Below are 17,301 nucleotides of genomic sequence, written 5' to 3'. Positions count from 1 at the left end.
GGCGCGGAGAGTCACACCCAACGGAACGATTTCGGGCCTTCTAAGCGCGCTTACCTGCTCAACTGGGGGGACCTGATTGGTTACAAACCGCCTCCAGCCGGGCCGGGACATGCTTGTGCCACGGCGTGCCCACGAACGGATCGCGCATCTCGACGGAGGTGAGCTCGTTGGGCGCGATGCCGCCGCTTGGGTCGCCCTGATCCGTATCCACCTCCCGATTCGCGAGGCCCGTTCCGTTGGGAAGCGAAATGTGGCCCGGAAGCATGGTGCCGGTCACCTCGACGGCGACCACCGCCGAACCGCGTGCCGTCGTCAGCCGCACCGAGTCTCCCGATGCCACGCCCAGATCGGCGGCATCGTGGGGATGGATGCGCAGGGCGCCGTCGGCGTCCTTCTTGCGCCAGTTGGGATCTCGGAAGATGGTGTTGGCCGTGAAGGAACGGCGCTCGCCGGCCGAAAGCACGAACGGGAATGCGGGGTTCGACAGGCGTGGGCCGGTGCACAGGCCCTTTGCGACCTCCAGTAGGTCGGGAAGGGCCAGGCGGATCTTGCCGTCGGCGGTGCCCACCCGAGCGAGCACCTCGTCCCAATCGTCGACCGCGAACACGATGCCCGAAGGGCTCGCCAGGATGGCCTCGAAGAGTTTGCCCGCGGCCTCCGGCGGCGTGCCCGTGAAGCCGGCGCGTGCCAGTGATCGGGGCTGCTTGAGGGCGCAGCGGAACGCCAACGCCAGCAGCACCGCGCCCTGATCGAGGCCCGTGGGTAGGAAGGGCCCCAAGACTCGGTACAGGATGACCGGCGCCAGGCCCGCCACCTCCGGTTGCGACATGACGCGTTCCAGGAAGGCCATGGCGAAGGCTTCCTTGCCCTTGGCCCCCGCGGCTTGCAGCGCTTCGATCAGCGCCGGATCCAGCGCCCCCAGCTCTTCCACCAGCCGCGCGTGGATCTCCGCTTCCGGTAAGGGTCCCTCGGGGGCGGGCAGGATCGGCGGCCGTAGGTGGAAATAGTTTTCGGGGAATTCCAGATTGAAGAAGGTCGCTTCCGCCTTCTCGAACTGGGTCGCTGCCGGCAGCACGTAGTCTGCCAGTTGCGCCGTTTCGGTCATGGCCACATCGATCACCACCAAAGTGTCGAGTGACTTCAATGCTTCACGCATGCGCTTGCTGTCCGCCAAGGAGTGGGCCGGGTTGGCCGACTCGACGATCATGGCGCGGTAGCGCTTCTCGTGGTCGGTCAGGATCTCGTCGGCGATGACGTTGCACGGCACCAGGCCGCCGATGATCCGTGCCCCGACGACGGGGGAGTCCCGCTTGTGCTTGCCGTCGGCGATCGGTAACAAGGGAGTGGGCACGAACTGGGTGCCTTTCTTGCCGAAGTTCCCGGTGAGCAGCCACACCAGTCGGTGTAAGTAACTGACCAGGGTGGAATGGCGATTCATCTGCACGCCCAAGTCTTCGAACGTGGCCAGGCGCTCCGCGCGACCGATCACGCGGGCTGCCTCGCGAACCAGAGCCTCCGAAACACCTGCGTGCTCGCAATAGGTCGCGATCGGCACTCGTGCCAACATGTCGCGGACGTCCTCGTAACCTGTCGTGTGTGCGGTCAGGAAGGACTGGTCGATCAGGTTCTCTTCGACCAGTGCCGCCAACATGGCGGCGAGCAGCCAGGCGTCGGTGCCCGGCCGGACCTGGAGGTGGATGTCGGCGAGCTCCGCCGTCTTGGTGCGGCGGGGATCGACGACGATCATCTTGCGGTCCGGATCCTTGGCGATGTTCTTGAGCGTGACTCTGGCCTGGGGAATCGAGTGGGAAAACCAAGGGTTCTTGCCCAGAAAGAAGGCGACGTCGCAATGCTCGAAATCGGCCCGCGTGTAGGTGCCGAGCATGCGCTCGCTCACCCAGAACTCGCCGGTCTTCTCCTGGGCCAGGGCGCTGGAGCGGTAGCGCGAACCCAAGGCTCGGCGTGTCGCCGCGGCGTAGGCTCCTGGCAGGTGGTTCCCCTGGCCGCCGCCGCCATAGTAAAATATGGATTCGCCACCGAAGCTGTCGCGCACCCGAGACAACCGAACGGCGATCTCGCGGATGGCCGTATCCCAGTCGATGGTTTCAAAGGTCCCGTCCGCGCGACGACGTTGCGGCTGCAACAGCCGGTCGCGCCCGTTTTGGTAGTAATCGAGCCGGTGGGGCTTTTCACAGGCGTATCCGCGAGATGCAGGGTGCTTTCTGTCTCCTCGAAAGCGAATGAGTCGGCGACCGTCCTCGCCGCCGAGTTGGATTTCGATCCCGCAGTTACACTCACAAAGGATGCAAGCCGTCGGCTTCCAAGGTGGGGTTTGTGAATGGTGGTTCATGAATCCAAATTAAGTGATGTGGTCTCTTTTTGCAACTAGATTCTTCGGGGAGGGTCCGTGCGTCAGCGAAACTGGAACCAGGAGAATTGCTCGGTCGCCCGAGCCCTCGGCGTGTTGGGCGACACCTGGACGTTGCTCATCCTGCGCGAGGCTTTTTTCGGCACGCGTCGCTTCGCGGACTTCGAGGCCCGGCTCGCCATCAGCAAGAACGTGCTTTCCCAGCGCCTTCAGCACCTGGTGGACCATGGCGTGCTCGAGAAGATCGACGTGGGCAGGCACGGCCCGCGCTTCGAGTACCGGCTGACCCATATGGGCAAAGACCTCACCACCGTGCTCACCGCGCTCCGTCAGTGGGGCGATCGCTGGATTCTCGGAGAAGGCAACGAGCCGTTGATCGTGGTCGATCGCACCACCGGTGAACCCATCGAACCGGTGCGCATCCGACGCAGCGACGGTTCACCGATCGGCCCGCGCGAGCTGGAGCTGCGGGCCGGGCCAGGGGCCTCGGAGGAAACGCGCGAGCGGCTGGAGGCCTATCTCGAAAAGCGCTCGGCAAAAACCGATCCACGAAAGGGGTAGTGCCCACCTTGGATCCACGAAATGCACTGGGATGGCCCTAAACTGTCCACGAAAAACACGAAAAAGATCATCCCGGCATTCCCTGCTCCGTGAGCCAATCGCTTCTTCGATGGGTTACAGGAACACATTCTGTTGTTTATCAGCGGGTTAGAGTTGGGAACTAGAACGTTGCCCAAAGGGCCGACGGGTTCGGTTCCCGTCTGGCGACCGTCACACGCGGCATTTGATGACTCGTCCACGGATCACACCGATCCACACGAATGCAAACACAGTCACTCCGTTCGGGGCCCATTGCGTTTTTTCCCCGGAACGGAACCCAAGCCCAGATGATTCACACGACAACTCAATCTGCATAAGCGGTTGATACTTTCGATGTTAAGTTCAGACCCCTCTCTGAGTGCCTGCCGTGTGGTGCCCATGGGTCCTGTTGATTCGTGTCAGTCCGTGTGATTCGTGGACAAAAAACATAGGTCGTTCGCGGTCCACCGCGGGAAGGAACCGACCCTGCAGGGAACTGCTTTTTCGTGTCCTTTCGTGTTTTTCGTGGACAGGTTATGGGCCCATGTCGGGATTGGCTTGGTGGTTCGAGGAAGAATAATTCAGTGGACGTGTGGTGCGTCGTCGAGCGGTTCTCGCGATCGCACCCTTCGCTTCATCAGGTTCTGGGGGAACGGCGCGCTACCCGTTTCGATGCCGATCACTTTCCAAGCACCCGATTCTTTGTACAGATGCAATTCGATCTGGCGATAAATCCCGTCTTCCAGACGCAGGCCCGGTTCGATCGAGCCGCTGCTGATGCCGATCGAGAAATTGCTCATCGAGTCGATGCCCGCGATGGTGTCGAGGTTCCTGCGGGTCATGTCTTTGACGAACGCCTCGAAGTTCACCTGGTCTTGGATTGGGGTGGCCAGCAGGCGATAGGCGGCGGGCCAGTCGTGTTCGATCAAATGGTTGATGAACGTGGCCGAGGTGCGTCGCATGCGAAAGGAAAACCCGTAGAGCGACAGAAAAAAGAGCACACAAAAACCGATGATCGACAAGACGCCGATAAGAACCATGGAAAGAACACTCATATCATCTCCAACGAAGTACGGGTCGGTGCGAATGGTGAAAGGAAACCCTTGTGAGGCGGGATGGGCCGATCGGGGATGGCGAGTTTCCCTGTTTCAACAGGCGGGAAACGCGATCGAAGTGTATCGGTTTTTTTGGTGGTGGCGCAGAGAGCCCCAGCCCACCAGCCTCCTTCGCGCCAAATCCATGCCCGCACATACGACGCTATTGGCCTGATCTCGCTTCCGCTGCGCCGCGTGGATCCTGTTGGCGGTCCGCGATCGGGTTATGGAAACCGATGGAAACATCCGCGAGGTGGTACGCACCATCCTGTTTCACCCGCGTTTCCTCGAAGATCCACAGTATTGCTTCAACAAGGTCAAAACCCCGTTGGCGTTCGCGGTCGGCATGGTTCGGGCCGCCGGCACCCCGGAGGACCTGCGCACCCGTCCGGGTTTGATGAGCCTGCTCGGCAGAGAGTCCATCTAACCGAGTCGGAGCGGGGACGTTACCTGGAGATGGTGCGCAATTTGGCCGAAGATGCCGACTGCAGGAACCATCGGCTGCTCGAGCAGACGATCCACGGCCTCCTGAACATGTTCGATGCCTTCAAGAGCCGCAATCTCGACGAGTACCAACCGGCCAACGATGCCGAGGACCCCGATTCGCATTTTGGTAGGCGGCTCAAACACGCGGCTCAGATGCTCGAGGAAGAGCCTTCACCGCTCCACATCGAGGCGGTCATGGTCAACCTCCAGAACTACGACCACCACGGCGGGCAGGTCGGCGATTCGGCGATACCTGGGCGCCGGCAAATCCGAAATCCGTCAGGCCGCCCCCATTTCAGCCCGAGCCCGGTTGGTGCGATCGGTTGATTCCATTCCTACCACCAGCGTCTCGCCGTCCTCCCGGAGCCCGGGTTTTGGAGGACGGCGAGATGTGCGTCAAGTCGCCTTCAGCATCCAGTGGCAGGCCTGCGCAAGGGTTTGGCGCGCTTCGGTTTCGACGAGCAGACCGTGCGACGGGACCACCCGATCGAAGGGTAGGTCCAAAAGGCTCGCCACCGACCGACCCGCGGCCTTTCGGTTTTTGGTCAACATGCGCCAGACCCTGCTCTGCGCCGTGCGTTTGTGGGCACCGGCGCAGCACAGCATGACCTTGGTGACCAGGCCTTTGACCTCGTGAATGTTGAAAATGAGGTCGCACACGATCAAGGTGGCGCTGGCGCGGTGGAACATGACGACCTCGTTCATTTGAGGTGCGCCCTCGATCATGACGAACCGGAACTCGGCCTCCAGCTCCTCCGGCGTGTCCCGACCCAGGACGCCGTCCAGGTGCAGGTCAGGCCGTTTCTCGGCCAAGCCTGGCGCGCCCATCACCGTCGCCTGGGGATACCGTTCCTTTGCCGGACCTATGTAGAGGTGGTGAAAGCAGTTGGGCGCCACCAGGTAGGCGACCGGCCCCAATTCGGCCAGTTTCGCGGCCAAGTCGTCGTCGATGGGGATCGGCGAGTGAAGCAGCAGGCTTCCATCCGTCAGGCGCACGACCGTCATGCGGATCTGGAAGTGCATGCCGAAGCTCATCACCAATTCGTTTTGACAGTGCCAGATGTCGGGGGCGATAGGGGTAAGCAAGGTGTCCTCCTGGAAGATAGTCAAGTGGGGTTGACTAAATTCTGAGTCACTTGCCGAAGATAGTCAAGAGTGGTTTACTAAATAGCGGTCGTCTCGTTGGATCCCATCGATATTCAACTCGAGCCAAGTTTCGAGATGGCCATGATGTCCACGAGAGGTGTCCATGACGACCGAAGCCTTCCGACACGATTTGGAGCGGGCCAAGCGAGACAGTACCGCCCAGATCCTGTTCAAGAGTGCGCGGCTCCTGAACGAGTCGGCCATCGCCATCTTGCGCCGCCGCACCGGGGAGTCGCGATTGCGCGCCACCCATACGGCGTTGTTCCCCCACATCGACTTGGAGGGCACGCGCCTGACCGAGTTGGCGGCGAGGATGGGGATCAGCAAGCAGGCGGTGGGTCAGTTGGTCGAGGAAATGGTGGGCATGGGTTTCCTGGAGCGGGTGCCCGATCCCCGCGACGGGCGCGCCAAGCTGGTGCGTTTCAGCGAGGAGGGGCGTCTCGGGCTCTTCGCCGGGCTGGCCTTTCTGGGCGAGTTGGAAACGCGGCTCACGGAGCGCCTCGGGCCTTCACGCATGCAGGCGTTCCACGAATCGCTGACATTGCTGCTCGATATGTTGGAGCACGACCCGTCACTCTTCGAAGGGCTCTAGATCTTGTCCACTAAAAACACGAAAAAACACGAACGGAACTTCCCGATATGGCCCTCCCAGTGAGACGGACACTTCTTGGGGAAGGGAAGAACATGTTTTGTAGAACGCAGTGATTTTCTAGAGCCACGAGAAGACACGATTAAGAAAAGGCCCAACGGGGTCGGTTCCTCGCCACGTTGGATCGCGATCGACATTTTCTGTTTGTCCACGAATCACACCGATTGACACGAATAGACGGGAACCATGGGCGGTCACGAAAGGTATTCAGCCAAGAGATCGAATCTTGATTGGAACAGTATCAAGTATTAATGCAGATTCATTTGGTTTATTGAATCATTTGGGTTTGTGTTCTGTTCCACTAAAAACACGAAAGGATACGAACGGAACTTCCCGATATGGCCCTCCCAGTGAGACGGACACTTCTTGGGGAAGGGAAGAACATGTTTGTAGAACGCAGTGATTTTCTAGAGCCACGAGAAGACACGACAAAGAAAAGGTCCGACGGGGTCGGTTCCTCCCTACGTTGGATCGCGATCGACATTTTTTTGTCCACGAGTCACACCGATTGACACGAATAGACGGGAACCATGGGCGGTCACGAAAGGTATTCAGCCATGAGATCGAATTTAAAGTAAAACAGTATCAAGTATTAATGCAGATTTACTTGGCTTATTGAATCATTTGGATTCGTGATCCATTCCGAGAAAAAACACCAGGGTCCGCAAATAGAATACTGTGACTGTATTCGTGTGGATCTGTGTGATTCGTGAACAAGTCATCAAATGCCGCGTGTGATACGTCGCCACACCGGAAGCGAACCCGTCGGCCCTTTTGGCCGCTTTCTAGTTCCAAGATCTAAAATACAGATAAACGACAGAAGGTGTTCCTGAAGCCCATCGAAGAAGCGATTGGCTCACCGGGCAGGGAATGTCGGGAATATCTTTTTCGTGTTTTTTCGTGTTTTTTCGTGTATTTAGTGGACAAGTCAGATTCGTGGATTTAGTCGATCAAGCGGCCGTAGGCGGACACCACGCATTCCGGCAGATCGCCGATGTGGCGTAGCACCTGCCAAGCGTTGAGCCCGAACATGGCACTCAGCGAGGATCGCGCCCGGGCGTCCAAACCGATGGCGAACCCGTAGATGCCCCGCTCGGTTCCTTCCTTGATCGCCATGCGCACGTCCTCCAAGCCGTAGATCCCCTCGTACCGATCGTAATCCGTCGGCTTACCATCGGTGATCAGGAGCAGTAACCGCTTACTGGACGGGGCGTCGTCGAAGCCCGCGACCGCGTGGCGAATGGCCGGCCCGATGCGGGTGTAGCCCTGTGGCTCCAGGCCGCAGATCAGGTCGCGGGCCTGAGACCACGGCTGGCGCCACGACTTGACTTCGAACACCCGACAGTGATTGCGCGTATTGCCCGCGAAGCACAGGATGCGTACCAGGTCGCCCAGCTCCTCGGCCACCTCTCCGAGAACCATCACCGTTTCGCGGGTGACGTCGATGACGCGCCTGCCCTCGACCCAGCTCCCGCTAGAAAGACTGACATCCAACAGCAGGGTCACCGCCGTGGGTTCGCGCGTCTTGCGAATGGTGCTGTAGAGCTTCTCCGAGGGCGGACGGCCCGCGCGTCGGTCCGCATAGGCTTCCACCACCGCATCCAGGTCGATCTCTTCGCCCTGGTTCCGGCGATTCAAGCGGTTGTGGCGGGTGCGATGGGCGAGCAGCCGATTGGTGAGTTCCTCGATGAGCAGCCGCCGCTGCTGTAGGATTTTGGCCGCAGCCGGTGCGTTGGGTTTGATCACGTTGGTGGGGTACACGGTCACCCAATCGGGTCGGTAGCTTTTCTTGGCGTAGTTCCACTCGGGGTAGGGGATGCCCTTTTCCTCCGGGAGAATGGTGTGCACGTCCGGGATGCCGCCCGAAAGGTCGATGTCGGCCCGGAAGATACTCTTGGTTTCACGACCACCGCGGATGACCTCGCGCAGGTCCAGATCCTGGAGGGCCTCCAGGTGTTCTTCCAGCTCGTCGTCGCCGTCCACCTGCCGCGAGCCGCCGCGGTAGTTGTCGGCAGTTTCGGTCTTTTCGAACGTGTGCATCGGCAAGGGGTCGATTTCGTCCACCTTCTCCAAAAAGGTGCGGTGGATGTGGTCCTTGGCCGGCGACTCGATTTCGGTGCCGCGTCCCGGGTTCCGGTCCTGTTGGAGGTCTCCCGCATCGCCCGCCTTTTCCGCGTCTTGCGGCGTCAGGACGTCACCGCTCAGCATGAACCCGGGCGCGAGGTCGTCGGGCACCGGGCTGGAACCCAACAGTTCCAATTGGGTCGCCTCGTCCCAGCGTACGGGGTCTACCAGACAATCGGTCAACACCGAGATCCGCAGGGTTTCAAAACACCGGGCGGCTTTGGATTTGGGGGTCTGGTCCTTGCGGGTGCCTCGCTCCAAGCGGAACAAATCGCGATAGATGCATGCGAAGCGGTCGAACGTGATGGCCAAGGAGGAGATCGATCGAGCCACGGCGAACAGATACCGAATGCGGCCGGCCATGGAAATGTCCCATTCGCCGATGGCTCCGGTTTGACGCGCCATTTCGGCACCGATCAGCGTTCGGATGAGAAAGAAGTGGCGGTTGACGGCGGGATCGTCACAGATGGCGATCTGTTTGGGCAACAGGAGGATCCGGCCGCGCAGACCGCCGAGCAGTTCCGATTCGCGAACGCGGAGGGGCTGCCCCGATACGAGCCTGGCCAGGATTTCCAGTTGCGTCTCCTGGTCAGCCAGGAGCACGCCGCCCTCTTGGCGGATATCGGTTTTTTTCGGGTGGAACAGGTACTGCCAAGTGCCGCGTAGGCCGCGGAACACGCCTTCTTCCCAATCAAAGGAAATCATCGCCAGGTTCCTTTTTAAGATCACCACAGAGTCGTTGCTCAGACCGGGGCCCCGGGTTTCAGGTGGGTAACTAATCGAAGCGAATCGTTTGGGAGTTCCCGCATTTGTGAGAGGGGCGTCGTTGCAGTAAGTGCCGGGCCCACCCAGGGCGCCGGGCCGACATTTTTCGACGAACTCCCTGCACATCCGCCTTTTTAGGTTTTTATCTTTATCTTTGAGCTTTACAGAGTTTGTTACAAGAGTCGTTGCTCAGACCGTGGGCCGGCACACCGGCGACCGGGTTTCAAGTGGGTAACTAATCGAAGCGAATTGCTTGGAAGTTCCGCATTTGTGAGAGGGGCGTCGCCGCGGTAGGTTGGGCCGGGCAACTTCGCGAGATCTGAAACCATGCCCATCCAGCGCACCGATCCTCGCGTGATGGCGGCGTCTCGGCGCGGGATGGGCACCGTTCAGAAGCACAGGGCGACGATGTCGCACATGGCCTTGATGGTTTCGTGGTCGTCCGTGAGCGCTTCGACGATGGCGGTGCGGCAGGCCAGACGCGGCGGCAGACCCGCCGAAAGCAGGTAGGCCGCATCCACCAACAGCCGCGTGGAGGGGACCTCGGCGATGCCCAGCATCTCGGCCTGGCGCAGTTTCCCGGCCAGGGCGACCAGCTTTTTGGCGGTCGCCGCGTCGATCCCGGTTTCACCCATCAGGATCTCGCGTTCCACGGCGGGTGCGGGGTATTGAAACGACAGGCACACGAAGCGCTGCCGCGTGGAGGGTTTCAGCTCTTTCAACCCCCGTTGGTAGAAGGGGTTGTAGCTGGCCACCACCATGAACTCCGGACCGGCCCGCAACACTTCGTCGTGACGTTCCAGAAACAGTTCGCGGCGGTGGTCGGTGAGCGGGTGAACCACCACGACCACGTCGGGGCGGGCCTCGGCGATTTCGTCCAGGTACAGGATGGCGCCTTCGCGCACGGCGCGGGCCACGGGACCGTCGCACCACACCGTTTCATCGCCGCGAATCAGGTAGCGACCCAGCAGGTCGGTGGCGGTGGTGTCGTCGTGGCAGGCGACCGTGATCAGCGGGCGGTTCAGCGCGGCGGCCATGTGCTCCACGAAGCGCGACTTGCCACAGCCCGTGGGACCCTTGAGCAGGAGCGGCAGGCGCCGTTCGAAACAGGTCTCGAACAGCGCCACTTCCCCACCGGTGGCGCGGTAATAGGGTGTCTCGGGAAGCGTGGCCATGGCGGTCATGCCGTCGCCTCGGCGTAGACGCCTTCTTCGTCATCGGAAGTCAGGACGTCGTTTTGGGGAATGCCGAACTGCACGAAGTTCCAGACGAACATCAAGATCCCCGCGGTGAACAGCACGGCGGCCAGGACCAGGCCGAGGAAGTGGACCTCGATCGACTCCTGCACGTCCAGGAAGTCCATGCCCACCTTGCGTTCCAGGTAGACCTGCGCGATGCCGGCCACGGCGAAGGCGCCGGTCATGGCGATCATGCCGATGTTGCTGAGCAGGAAGGCCCATTCCGGCAGCCAGCCGTTGTAGAGGTTGCGGCCCGTCATTTGCGGCATCACGTACATGATCATCGCGAAGACGATCATCGCGTAGGCACCCCAGAAGGCGAGGTGGCCGTGCATGGCGGTGACCAGGGTGCCGTGGGTCCACAGGTTGACCTGGGGCAGCGTGTGCGCCATGCCCAGGAATCCGGCGCCCACGAACGAGAGCACCGCACAACCGAGCGTCCAGCGCAGCGCGATGCGGTTGGGGTGTTTGCGGCCGCCCTTGCGGCTCATGGCCATGGCGAAGATGGCCATACCCAGGAATGCCAGAGGCTCCAGGGCCGAGAAGATGCCACCGATCATCAGCCAGTACTCGGGAGCGCCGATGTAGTAGTAGTGGTGACCCGTGCCGAGAATCCCGCTCAGGAAGGTGATCCCCACGATCACGTACAGCCACTTCTCGATCACCTCGCGGTCGACTCCGGTCAGTTTGATCAGCAGGTAGGAGAGCAGGGCTCCCATGATCAGCTCCCAAACACCTTCGACCCACAGGTGGACCACCCACCAGCGGAAGTAGGAGTCGAAGACCTGGTTGTCGAAGTGGATCATGCCCGGTAGGTACAGCAGGGCCGCCGAGACCAAGCCGATGATCAGGGTGATCCCGGTCGTGGTGAAGCGTTTGCCCTTCCAGGCGGTGGCTCCGATCAGGCCCAGGAACAGCAGCACGTTGATCACGACGAAGTAGTCCAACGGGCGGGGAATTTCCAGAAACTTGCGGCCTTCCCACCAATTCATGTGGAACCCGGCCAGGGCGATCACCCCGACCACCACGAACGAAGCCCACTGGATGACCGCCCACTTCACACTGACCAGTTCCCGTTCGGACTCATCGGGGATCACCCAATAGGCCGAGCCCATGAAGCCGCACAGCAGCCAGACCACCAGCAAGTTGGTATGGGTGGCACGTGCCGTGTTGAAGGGGATCCAATCGTGTAGGACGTCGAAGCCCATGTGCGCGAAACCCAGGATGAAGCCGTACACGAGCTGCAGGCACAAAAGCAGCAGACTGGTGGCAAAAAAGAGGTAGGCGACCTTTTGAGATTGGTATTTCATTGATTTCCTCCGCCGTTCAGGTTCAACAAGTACTCGACCAACTCGCGCCGCACCTCATCGGAGAGCTTGAGATCGGGCATGCCGGTGCCTGGCTTGACGCCTTGCGGGTCCGCCAGCCAGCGGTCGAGTTCGGTGCGACTGTAGCGCTGGGCCACATCGTCCAATGCCGGCCCCACCTTGCCGCCTTTGCCGCCGACCGCATGGCAACTGATACAAATCGTCTTCATCATCTCCGGCATGACGTGGGCTGTGCCGCTGGTGGCGCCGGCCACACTGGGATCCGAGACCATCGCGTTTTGGACCTTGGGTGCCAGATCGGGTTCCGGTGGGAAGCCGTTGGCGTCGATGTTCTGGATCCATTTGAAAAACTCGATCAGGTCGGTGATCTGATCTTCGGTGAAGTTGTACTGCACCATTTTTCGGCGGCCCGGGAACATGGCCTGGGGATCTTTCAGGAAGACCCGAATCCAGGGTTCGCCGCGTCGTTCCACGACTTTGGTGAGTTCGGGGGCGTAGTAGGCGCCTTCACCCAGGATGGTGTGGCAGCCCATGCAGTTGTTGTCGTTCCAGATGTCGTGACCGCGGGTCACGGACTCGTTCATCTCATGGGCGTTGGAACGTTCGGGGACCTGGGATACGGTATCCCAGGTGAGCGCCAGAAACGTGAGCGAGAAAAAGGTTGTGCCTCCGATGAAAAAGAGGCGAGCGGAAGACTTGGATAGCATATTGACTCCTTCCGAAACCCCCGGCGGCGCAACCGTGACGGGGAAGTAGAGGCCTTGGCATCGCCGAGCGATCGAGAAACCACCGACGGCACGAGGTGGGTGCCGCGGCGAAAAGACGGGAACATGCAGGTCTCGGCAGCGAATCATCGCGGGTTCGCATGGGGATCCTTCCCGGCAGATCGACGAAGAACGCTTCAGCGGTGCTCTAAAAATAGGCCCTGGGCCGGCTCTCCCTTTATGACCCTTGTCATACCGAAAACCGGTATCTGGACCGATCCGGTCCACAAAAGGGGTTTTCCGCTTTCGGCTAGGTGGCGATCTGCTCGGCTCACGAATTCGGTGATTTCGGGCCTCGGGGAAAAAATAAGGGCTTTGCCGCCACTTTGCCGATCCCTAAGAGAAGACCTCGCCTTTATTATCTGGATGCCTCGCGCCCTGACCGACCGCAACGCTCGAACGACCAAAGGTGGCAGCCCATGACATCGCAAAACAGATCGTGGATGAGTCGTAATTGGAAATGGTTCGTACCGGTGGGATGTCTCGGCACCTTCCTGCTCTTCCTCGCCTTCCTGGGGGGCATCCTCGCGATCGTGTTCGGCGCGATGAAGTCGTCCGATGTCTACAAGGAAGCGGTTCGAAAAGCCAAGGCCCACACGGCCGTGCAGGAGGCATTGGGGACACCCATCGAGGAAGGCATGTTCCTTTCCGGGTCCATCAATGTCTCGGGCCCGTCGGGGGATGCCGGTTTGGCGATTCCCATTTCGGGGCCGAACGGCAGCGCGACGATTTATGTCGATGCCACGAAAAACAAGGGGACTTGGGTGTTTGCGACGCTTTCGGTGGATATCGATGGGACGGGGGAGAGCATCGACCTGCTCCAATGACCGTCCACGAAATCCACGGAAATTTTTTGTCCACTAAATACACGAAAAAACACGAACGAGATAGTTCCTAGATTGCCTGCCCAGTGCACCAATCGCTTCTTCGATGGGTTTCGGGTTCCTCGGCACGTAACATCTGAGCAGGCTCCAGGTTTTTCCTACCCTGTGAATTGGGCGTTTCCACGATTTATTACCAAGTGAACATCTCATTATTTCTCAGAATATTACGTCTGACAGGCCAAGAGTCGTTCATCAGCTCCCACCAGTCGACCTTCCGGCCTGGGAACGCGAGCGTCGAGGAAGGGTTTTTTCCCTTCGGACCCGTGAGCCAAGCCTGGTCGAAGTGAGGGATTCGGATGAAGGACCCCGATCGTGTTCGTGTTTTTTCGTGTATTTAGTGGACAGCTTTTGGTGGAGGTTTTGGCCCTTTGGCTCGGTCCGCTAGGGTCTTCTAACGGGACTTGGGTTGTATCTCGAGGGATACCTTGAAGCGGTGCCGACCGACCGGTTCTGCCTGGATCCTGCCCTGCCACGACTGACCGGCTCGATCCTCGAACTGCCAATGCTCGGCCTGGTTGGGCTTGCCCTTTGTGGGCTTCCATTGGTTTTTCACCATTTGTGCGCCGAGGTGGGCCCGCAGCTCCTCGTGGGTTTTGGGCAGGGTCAGGATACCCTCGATCCGCCAATGGCCGGCGTCGCCGGTGTCCGTCGTGGCCTCGAAATCGGTGCCCTCGGGGAAGTCCATGTCGGGTAGCAGCGACCGGGCGTGGATTGTCACCTTCGGGTCCTGGTTCCAATAGTATTCGATATGGCCGGCGGTTCCTTCGGCCCGGTCCTTGCCGAACAACTTCTGGACCGCGTAGAACGACATGTCCAGGCCGGATGCGATGCCGGCCGAGGTAATGTACTTGCCGTTGTCGACCCAGCGCCGATCGAAGTGGACCTTCACCTTGGGGTAGTCCCGCTCCAGGTCGTCGAGCAGGCTGTGGAACGTCGTGGCGCTCTTGCCGTCGAGTAACCCGGTTTCGGCCAGGATGAAGGCGCCGTTACACACCGAAAACACCATCTCGGCGGCTTCGGCCCGGGTCTTCACCCACTCGATGACGGTCTTGTTCCGCAACATGGCGTTTACGCCGCCGCCGGGAATCAGGAGATACGAAGACGGAGGGCAATTGGCGAGACTGTAGTCGGCGGCGATTTTGAGACCCATGGAGGTGATGGGCTTGCCGTCGTGGGAAACGGTGAACAGGTTCAGTTCCGGTTGGTGGTGGAACACTTCCCAGGGCCCGGTCATGTCGAGCGTTTCCATGCCGTCGAAAATGAGAACGGCCATGTTCTTTTGCTGCTGCTTTTGTTCCTTCAGGACGGATGCCTTCACCAACGGCATCGAGCAATCGGGACAATTGCCGGCCATGTCGAAGAGGATCGCATCCTTGGCACAGCCACAAGGGGGGCATTGGTACTTATCTCCGGCGAGAGAGGCGCCCGCGGACAGCGCGAGTCCCAAAATCAGGATGATTCGGACCCAGGTTCGGGTATTGCGACGAACGGTCATGGTGTCTCCTTGGCGTGGTTGAAATGATGGGTGGGGGGTCGACCTTCGGACACACCGATCCCCTGACGGGCGGAACCCGTTGATTTGGGAAAACGAGGGGGTGGGCGTGGCCGGTGGATCGGGGCGCAGCTCCGCCATGCAACCCGGCTGGGTTGCGGCGATGGGTTGATATGTGGGGACGGGATTAGGGACGTTCGGCGTGATCTCGTTCCGGCTGGGTCATGCCGGCTTTGCGACGGTTGTATTCAGCCAGGTTTTCCTCGTTTTCGAAATAGGCGACGCGCGAGGAGCCGGCGTACACCGCCAGCACGGCGTTGGCCTTGTCGACCTCACGACCGGACATGGGATCCCTGGCGAACCGAATCTCCGAGTGCCGCGCGATGCTTTCGAGGCATTCCTTGGTGGCCAGGTAGTAGCGATGCCCGTCGATTTCCAGAACCCTGCTGACTCGAGGGCCGTTCTCGATGACCTCGTCGGCGAACATGCAGACGTGTCGTGGATCCTGGATGGGAATGAGGCCGCTGCTTCCTTCCATGGCCTGCAAGGGGAAGGGTGTCGACAACGCCAGCGGTGTGATGTCGGCGAGTGGGAGGCAAACCAGGAGGCTCAGGCTCCAGGTCTGGATTCGGGTCTTCAAACCAAGCATGCCGTGATCGGCACGATCGCTCAACAGGGCGATCATGCGGCCCTCGAGTTCGGAGATTTTGGCCATGCCCAGGCCGACCGGGGTCGGTCGTCCGGAACGCAACACCCGGGCGATCTCCAGCAGGTGTTGGGCATAGGTGCTGGCCTTGTATCCCGAAAAAACCACCCAATCGTCGCTGGCGTGTTCCCGTTCGCGGGTCAGGTGGCGTTCGGCGAGCCAAACCAAAGGATGGAACCAGAAGAGCGCACAGATCCCATGGACCAGGAGCTGAATCGGGAAGTCCTTGTTCTTGATGTGGGCGATTTCGTGGATGAGTACCAGGCGCAGTCGTTCGTCCGACCATGATCGGGCCTCCTGCGGCAGGAGGACCATGGGATACAGGGTGCCCAGCGTCATGGGGGTGATGGTGCGCGAGGCGATGCGCACGTCGAGCGGTTTTTTCAGTCGATAGGTTTTCGCCAGTTCGTAGGCCAGCTCGCGCCATTGCGGACCCTCACACTTCTGGGCCCTTTTCACCAACACCATCAATTGGACGAGGGAGACCGCGAACCGGGTTGTCACCAGAAAAACGCCCAACCCCCACAGGCTAAGCAGGATGGCTGGCCAGGGCCAAATCGCTCGGGTGGTGTGGCCGACCGCCGGCGATTCATGGGGGAGGGCGGCGGGCATGGTGGCCGGCACCACCGTTTCGGCCGCAGTGGGGATCGGGAGGAGCGGCAGCTCGTAGCGCGGCAGGAAGAAGTACCCGAGTAGAACCAGGACCATGCCGAGGAAGGCGGCCTTCCAGATCAAGTGGCGCAGGGAGGATGCCTGTTTGCGGGTGAGGTGGGTGGCGAGCCAGGCCAGGCCGAAGATGAGCGTGAGTTTCAGGGTGGTATCGATGAGAAAAACCAGCATCACTTCCCTTCCTTTCTGGCCTGATCGATCATGGTGCTCAAGCGGTCCAGATCCTCGTCGCTGAGTTCGTCGCGAGACATGCCGATCAGGGTGGCGACCGTGTGTTCCACCGAACCGGAGAAAAAGGTTTTGATCAGGTCCTTGAGGGCGCGCTTTTTGGCCTTTTCCGGGTCGAGGGTGGGGAAATACACGTAGCTTTTCCCTTCGCGGCGATGCTGGAGGTGTTGCTTCTCCATCAAGATACGCAGGTGGGTGCGCACGGCGGAGTTGCTTGGCGGATCGGGCAGTCGATTCTGGATGTCGGTGGCGGTGGCCTCGCCGAGCTCGTAGACGACGTCCATGATCTGCCGTTCCCGTTTGCTGAGTCCCTGCACGGCTGACCTCCTCGGTGAAGTGTTAAAAAATTAGCACTTTGTGATCGTCTGTCAACCCCTTTCCGGTATGGAGCGGCATCGGCAAGCCAAAAAGACGGCCGTCAATGCGGTTTTGTCCACGAAATACACGAAAAGGCACGAACGCGAACGCGCTCCTTCCTTCGAATCCCGGACTTCGACCACGCGTGGATCATAGGTCCAAAGGCAAAACTATCTATTCCAAGGGGTAAGGGTAAATGTCCGAATTCCGTCGTTCACCCATGTTGCATATCTTCCAGATTGAGGTAGGCCACTTGGAACGAAGCCTTTTCGTGTTTTTGTCCACGAAAAACACGAAAAAACACGAAAAAGCAGATCCCTGCAGGGTCGGTTCCCCCCCCGCGGTGGATCGCGATTGACCTTGGTTTTTTGTCCACGAATCAAACGGACTGACACGAATCAACAGGACCCATGGGCACCACACG

Annotated in this window: 15 protein-coding genes; 5 read left to right on the top strand and 10 right to left on the bottom strand. The window is 60.1% G+C overall.

What is annotated here, in order from left to right:
• Positions 1 to 58: 58 nt before the first annotated feature.
• Complete coding sequence (locus J3U87_RS31600) at positions 59 to 2,350, bottom strand: molybdopterin-dependent oxidoreductase (protein WP_237379797.1); 2,292 nt, start codon at positions 2,348 to 2,350, stop codon at positions 59 to 61.
• A 57-nt stretch (positions 2,351 to 2,407) separates the two neighbouring features.
• Between J3U87_RS31600 and J3U87_RS31595 the strand changes: the two genes are divergently transcribed.
• Positions 2,408 to 2,929: a winged helix-turn-helix transcriptional regulator gene (locus J3U87_RS31595; protein WP_237379796.1), complete on the top strand. Its 522-nt coding sequence runs from the start codon at positions 2,408 to 2,410 to the stop codon at positions 2,927 to 2,929.
• A gap of 599 nt (positions 2,930 to 3,528) precedes the next feature.
• Here the strand turns inward: J3U87_RS31595 and J3U87_RS31590 are convergent.
• Positions 3,529 to 4,002 carry a hypothetical protein gene (locus J3U87_RS31590; RefSeq protein ID WP_237379795.1) on the bottom strand — a complete coding sequence of 158 codons (474 nt, stop codon included), beginning with the start codon at positions 4,000 to 4,002 and terminating at the stop codon, positions 3,529 to 3,531.
• Positions 4,003 to 4,267: 265 nt separating this feature from the next.
• Here J3U87_RS31590 and J3U87_RS31585 point away from each other — a divergent pair, with 265 nt between their 5' ends.
• Both J3U87_RS31585 and J3U87_RS31580 read left to right on the top strand, forming a co-directional pair.
• Complete coding sequence (locus J3U87_RS31585; protein WP_237379794.1) at positions 4,268 to 4,468, top strand: DUF1800 family protein; 201 nt, start codon at positions 4,268 to 4,270, stop codon at positions 4,466 to 4,468.
• A gap of 29 nt (positions 4,469 to 4,497) precedes the next feature.
• Entirely contained in the window at positions 4,498 to 4,854 is a 357-nt protein-coding gene (locus tag J3U87_RS31580; protein WP_237379793.1) for a hypothetical protein, read from the top strand.
• 69 nt (positions 4,855 to 4,923) lie between these two features.
• Here the strand turns inward: J3U87_RS31580 and J3U87_RS31575 are convergent, their stop codons facing one another.
• A complete protein-coding gene (locus J3U87_RS31575; protein ID WP_237379792.1) occupies positions 4,924 to 5,613 on the bottom strand; it encodes a DUF4336 domain-containing protein in 690 nt (229 codons plus the stop codon).
• Positions 5,614 to 5,776: 163 nt separating this feature from the next.
• On the opposite strand from J3U87_RS31575, the gene J3U87_RS31570 reads away from it, so the two are divergent.
• The gene (locus tag J3U87_RS31570) at positions 5,777 to 6,265 is read left to right on the top strand and encodes a MarR family winged helix-turn-helix transcriptional regulator (protein ID WP_237379791.1); all 489 of its coding nucleotides are present in this window, start codon (positions 5,777 to 5,779) and stop codon (positions 6,263 to 6,265) included.
• Between the two features lie 999 nt (positions 6,266 to 7,264).
• On the opposite strand, the gene J3U87_RS31565 is transcribed toward J3U87_RS31570, so the two are convergent.
• From J3U87_RS31565 to J3U87_RS31550, 4 genes are all read right to left on the bottom strand, one after another.
• Positions 7,265 to 9,151, bottom strand: a complete 1,887-nt coding sequence (locus J3U87_RS31565) for a nitric oxide reductase activation protein NorD (RefSeq protein WP_237379790.1) — start codon at positions 9,149 to 9,151, stop codon at positions 7,265 to 7,267.
• A 449-nt stretch (positions 9,152 to 9,600) separates the two neighbouring features.
• Positions 9,601 to 10,395, bottom strand: a complete 795-nt coding sequence (locus J3U87_RS31560; protein ID WP_237379789.1) for a CbbQ/NirQ/NorQ/GpvN family protein — start codon at positions 10,393 to 10,395, stop codon at positions 9,601 to 9,603.
• On the bottom strand, positions 10,392 to 11,759 hold the full coding sequence (locus J3U87_RS31555; RefSeq protein ID WP_237379788.1) for a cbb3-type cytochrome c oxidase subunit I: 1,368 nt from the start codon (positions 11,757 to 11,759) through the stop codon (positions 10,392 to 10,394). The genes J3U87_RS31560 and J3U87_RS31555 overlap by 4 nt, the downstream gene beginning before the upstream one ends.
• On the bottom strand, positions 11,756 to 12,484 hold the full coding sequence (locus J3U87_RS31550) for a c-type cytochrome (RefSeq protein ID WP_237379787.1): 729 nt from the start codon (positions 12,482 to 12,484) through the stop codon (positions 11,756 to 11,758). Before J3U87_RS31550 ends, J3U87_RS31555 begins: the two co-directional genes overlap by 4 nt.
• A 476-nt stretch (positions 12,485 to 12,960) precedes the next feature.
• On the opposite strand from J3U87_RS31550, the gene J3U87_RS31545 reads away from it, so the two are divergent.
• The gene (locus J3U87_RS31545) at positions 12,961 to 13,368 is read left to right on the top strand and encodes a cytochrome c oxidase assembly factor Coa1 family protein (RefSeq protein WP_237379786.1); all 408 of its coding nucleotides are present in this window, start codon (positions 12,961 to 12,963) and stop codon (positions 13,366 to 13,368) included.
• 448 nt (positions 13,369 to 13,816) lie between these two features.
• On the opposite strand, the gene J3U87_RS31540 is transcribed toward J3U87_RS31545, so the two are convergent.
• The 3 genes from J3U87_RS31540 to J3U87_RS31530 form a co-directional block, all read right to left on the bottom strand.
• Positions 13,817 to 14,920, bottom strand: coding sequence for a DJ-1/PfpI family protein (locus tag J3U87_RS31540; protein ID WP_237379785.1), 1,104 nt, complete (start codon positions 14,918 to 14,920; stop codon positions 13,817 to 13,819).
• A gap of 184 nt (positions 14,921 to 15,104) precedes the next feature.
• On the bottom strand, positions 15,105 to 16,463 hold the full coding sequence (locus tag J3U87_RS31535) for a M56 family metallopeptidase (protein ID WP_237379784.1): 1,359 nt from the start codon (positions 16,461 to 16,463) through the stop codon (positions 15,105 to 15,107).
• Positions 16,463 to 16,837, bottom strand: coding sequence for a BlaI/MecI/CopY family transcriptional regulator (locus J3U87_RS31530; protein WP_237379783.1), 375 nt, complete (start codon positions 16,835 to 16,837; stop codon positions 16,463 to 16,465). Before J3U87_RS31530 ends, J3U87_RS31535 begins: the two co-directional genes overlap by 1 nt.
• Positions 16,838 to 17,301 lie beyond the last annotated feature (464 nt).

It is taken from the genome of Sulfidibacter corallicola (genome assembly GCF_017498545.1).
GTDB lineage: Bacteria > Acidobacteriota > Holophagae > Acanthopleuribacterales > Acanthopleuribacteraceae > Sulfidibacter > Sulfidibacter corallicola.
Note: the sequence above shows the minus strand (reverse complement) of the source record. Positions and strands in the feature narration are given on the sequence as shown.

Coding starts and splice junctions, on each gene's coding strand:
- J3U87_RS31600 (WP_237379797.1), bottom strand. CDS start 2,350: ATGAACCACCATTCACAAACCCCACCTTGGAAGCCGACGGCTTGCATC.
- J3U87_RS31590 (WP_237379795.1), bottom strand. CDS start 4,002: ATGAGTGTTCTTTCCATGGTTCTTATCGGCGTCTTGTCGATCATCGGT.
- J3U87_RS31585 (WP_237379794.1), top strand. CDS start 4,268: ATGGAAACCGATGGAAACATCCGCGAGGTGGTACGCACCATCCTGTTT.
- J3U87_RS31580 (WP_237379793.1), top strand. CDS start 4,498: ATGGTGCGCAATTTGGCCGAAGATGCCGACTGCAGGAACCATCGGCTG.
- J3U87_RS31570 (WP_237379791.1), top strand. CDS start 5,777: ATGACGACCGAAGCCTTCCGACACGATTTGGAGCGGGCCAAGCGAGAC.
- J3U87_RS31565 (WP_237379790.1), bottom strand. CDS start 9,151: ATGATTTCCTTTGATTGGGAAGAAGGCGTGTTCCGCGGCCTACGCGGC.
- J3U87_RS31560 (WP_237379789.1), bottom strand. CDS start 10,395: ATGACCGCCATGGCCACGCTTCCCGAGACACCCTATTACCGCGCCACC.
- J3U87_RS31555 (WP_237379788.1), bottom strand. CDS start 11,759: ATGAAATACCAATCTCAAAAGGTCGCCTACCTCTTTTTTGCCACCAGT.
- J3U87_RS31550 (WP_237379787.1), bottom strand. CDS start 12,484: ATGCTATCCAAGTCTTCCGCTCGCCTCTTTTTCATCGGAGGCACAACC.
- J3U87_RS31545 (WP_237379786.1), top strand. CDS start 12,961: ATGACATCGCAAAACAGATCGTGGATGAGTCGTAATTGGAAATGGTTC.
- J3U87_RS31540 (WP_237379785.1), bottom strand. CDS start 14,920: ATGACCGTTCGTCGCAATACCCGAACCTGGGTCCGAATCATCCTGATT.
- J3U87_RS31535 (WP_237379784.1), bottom strand. CDS start 16,463: ATGCTGGTTTTTCTCATCGATACCACCCTGAAACTCACGCTCATCTTC.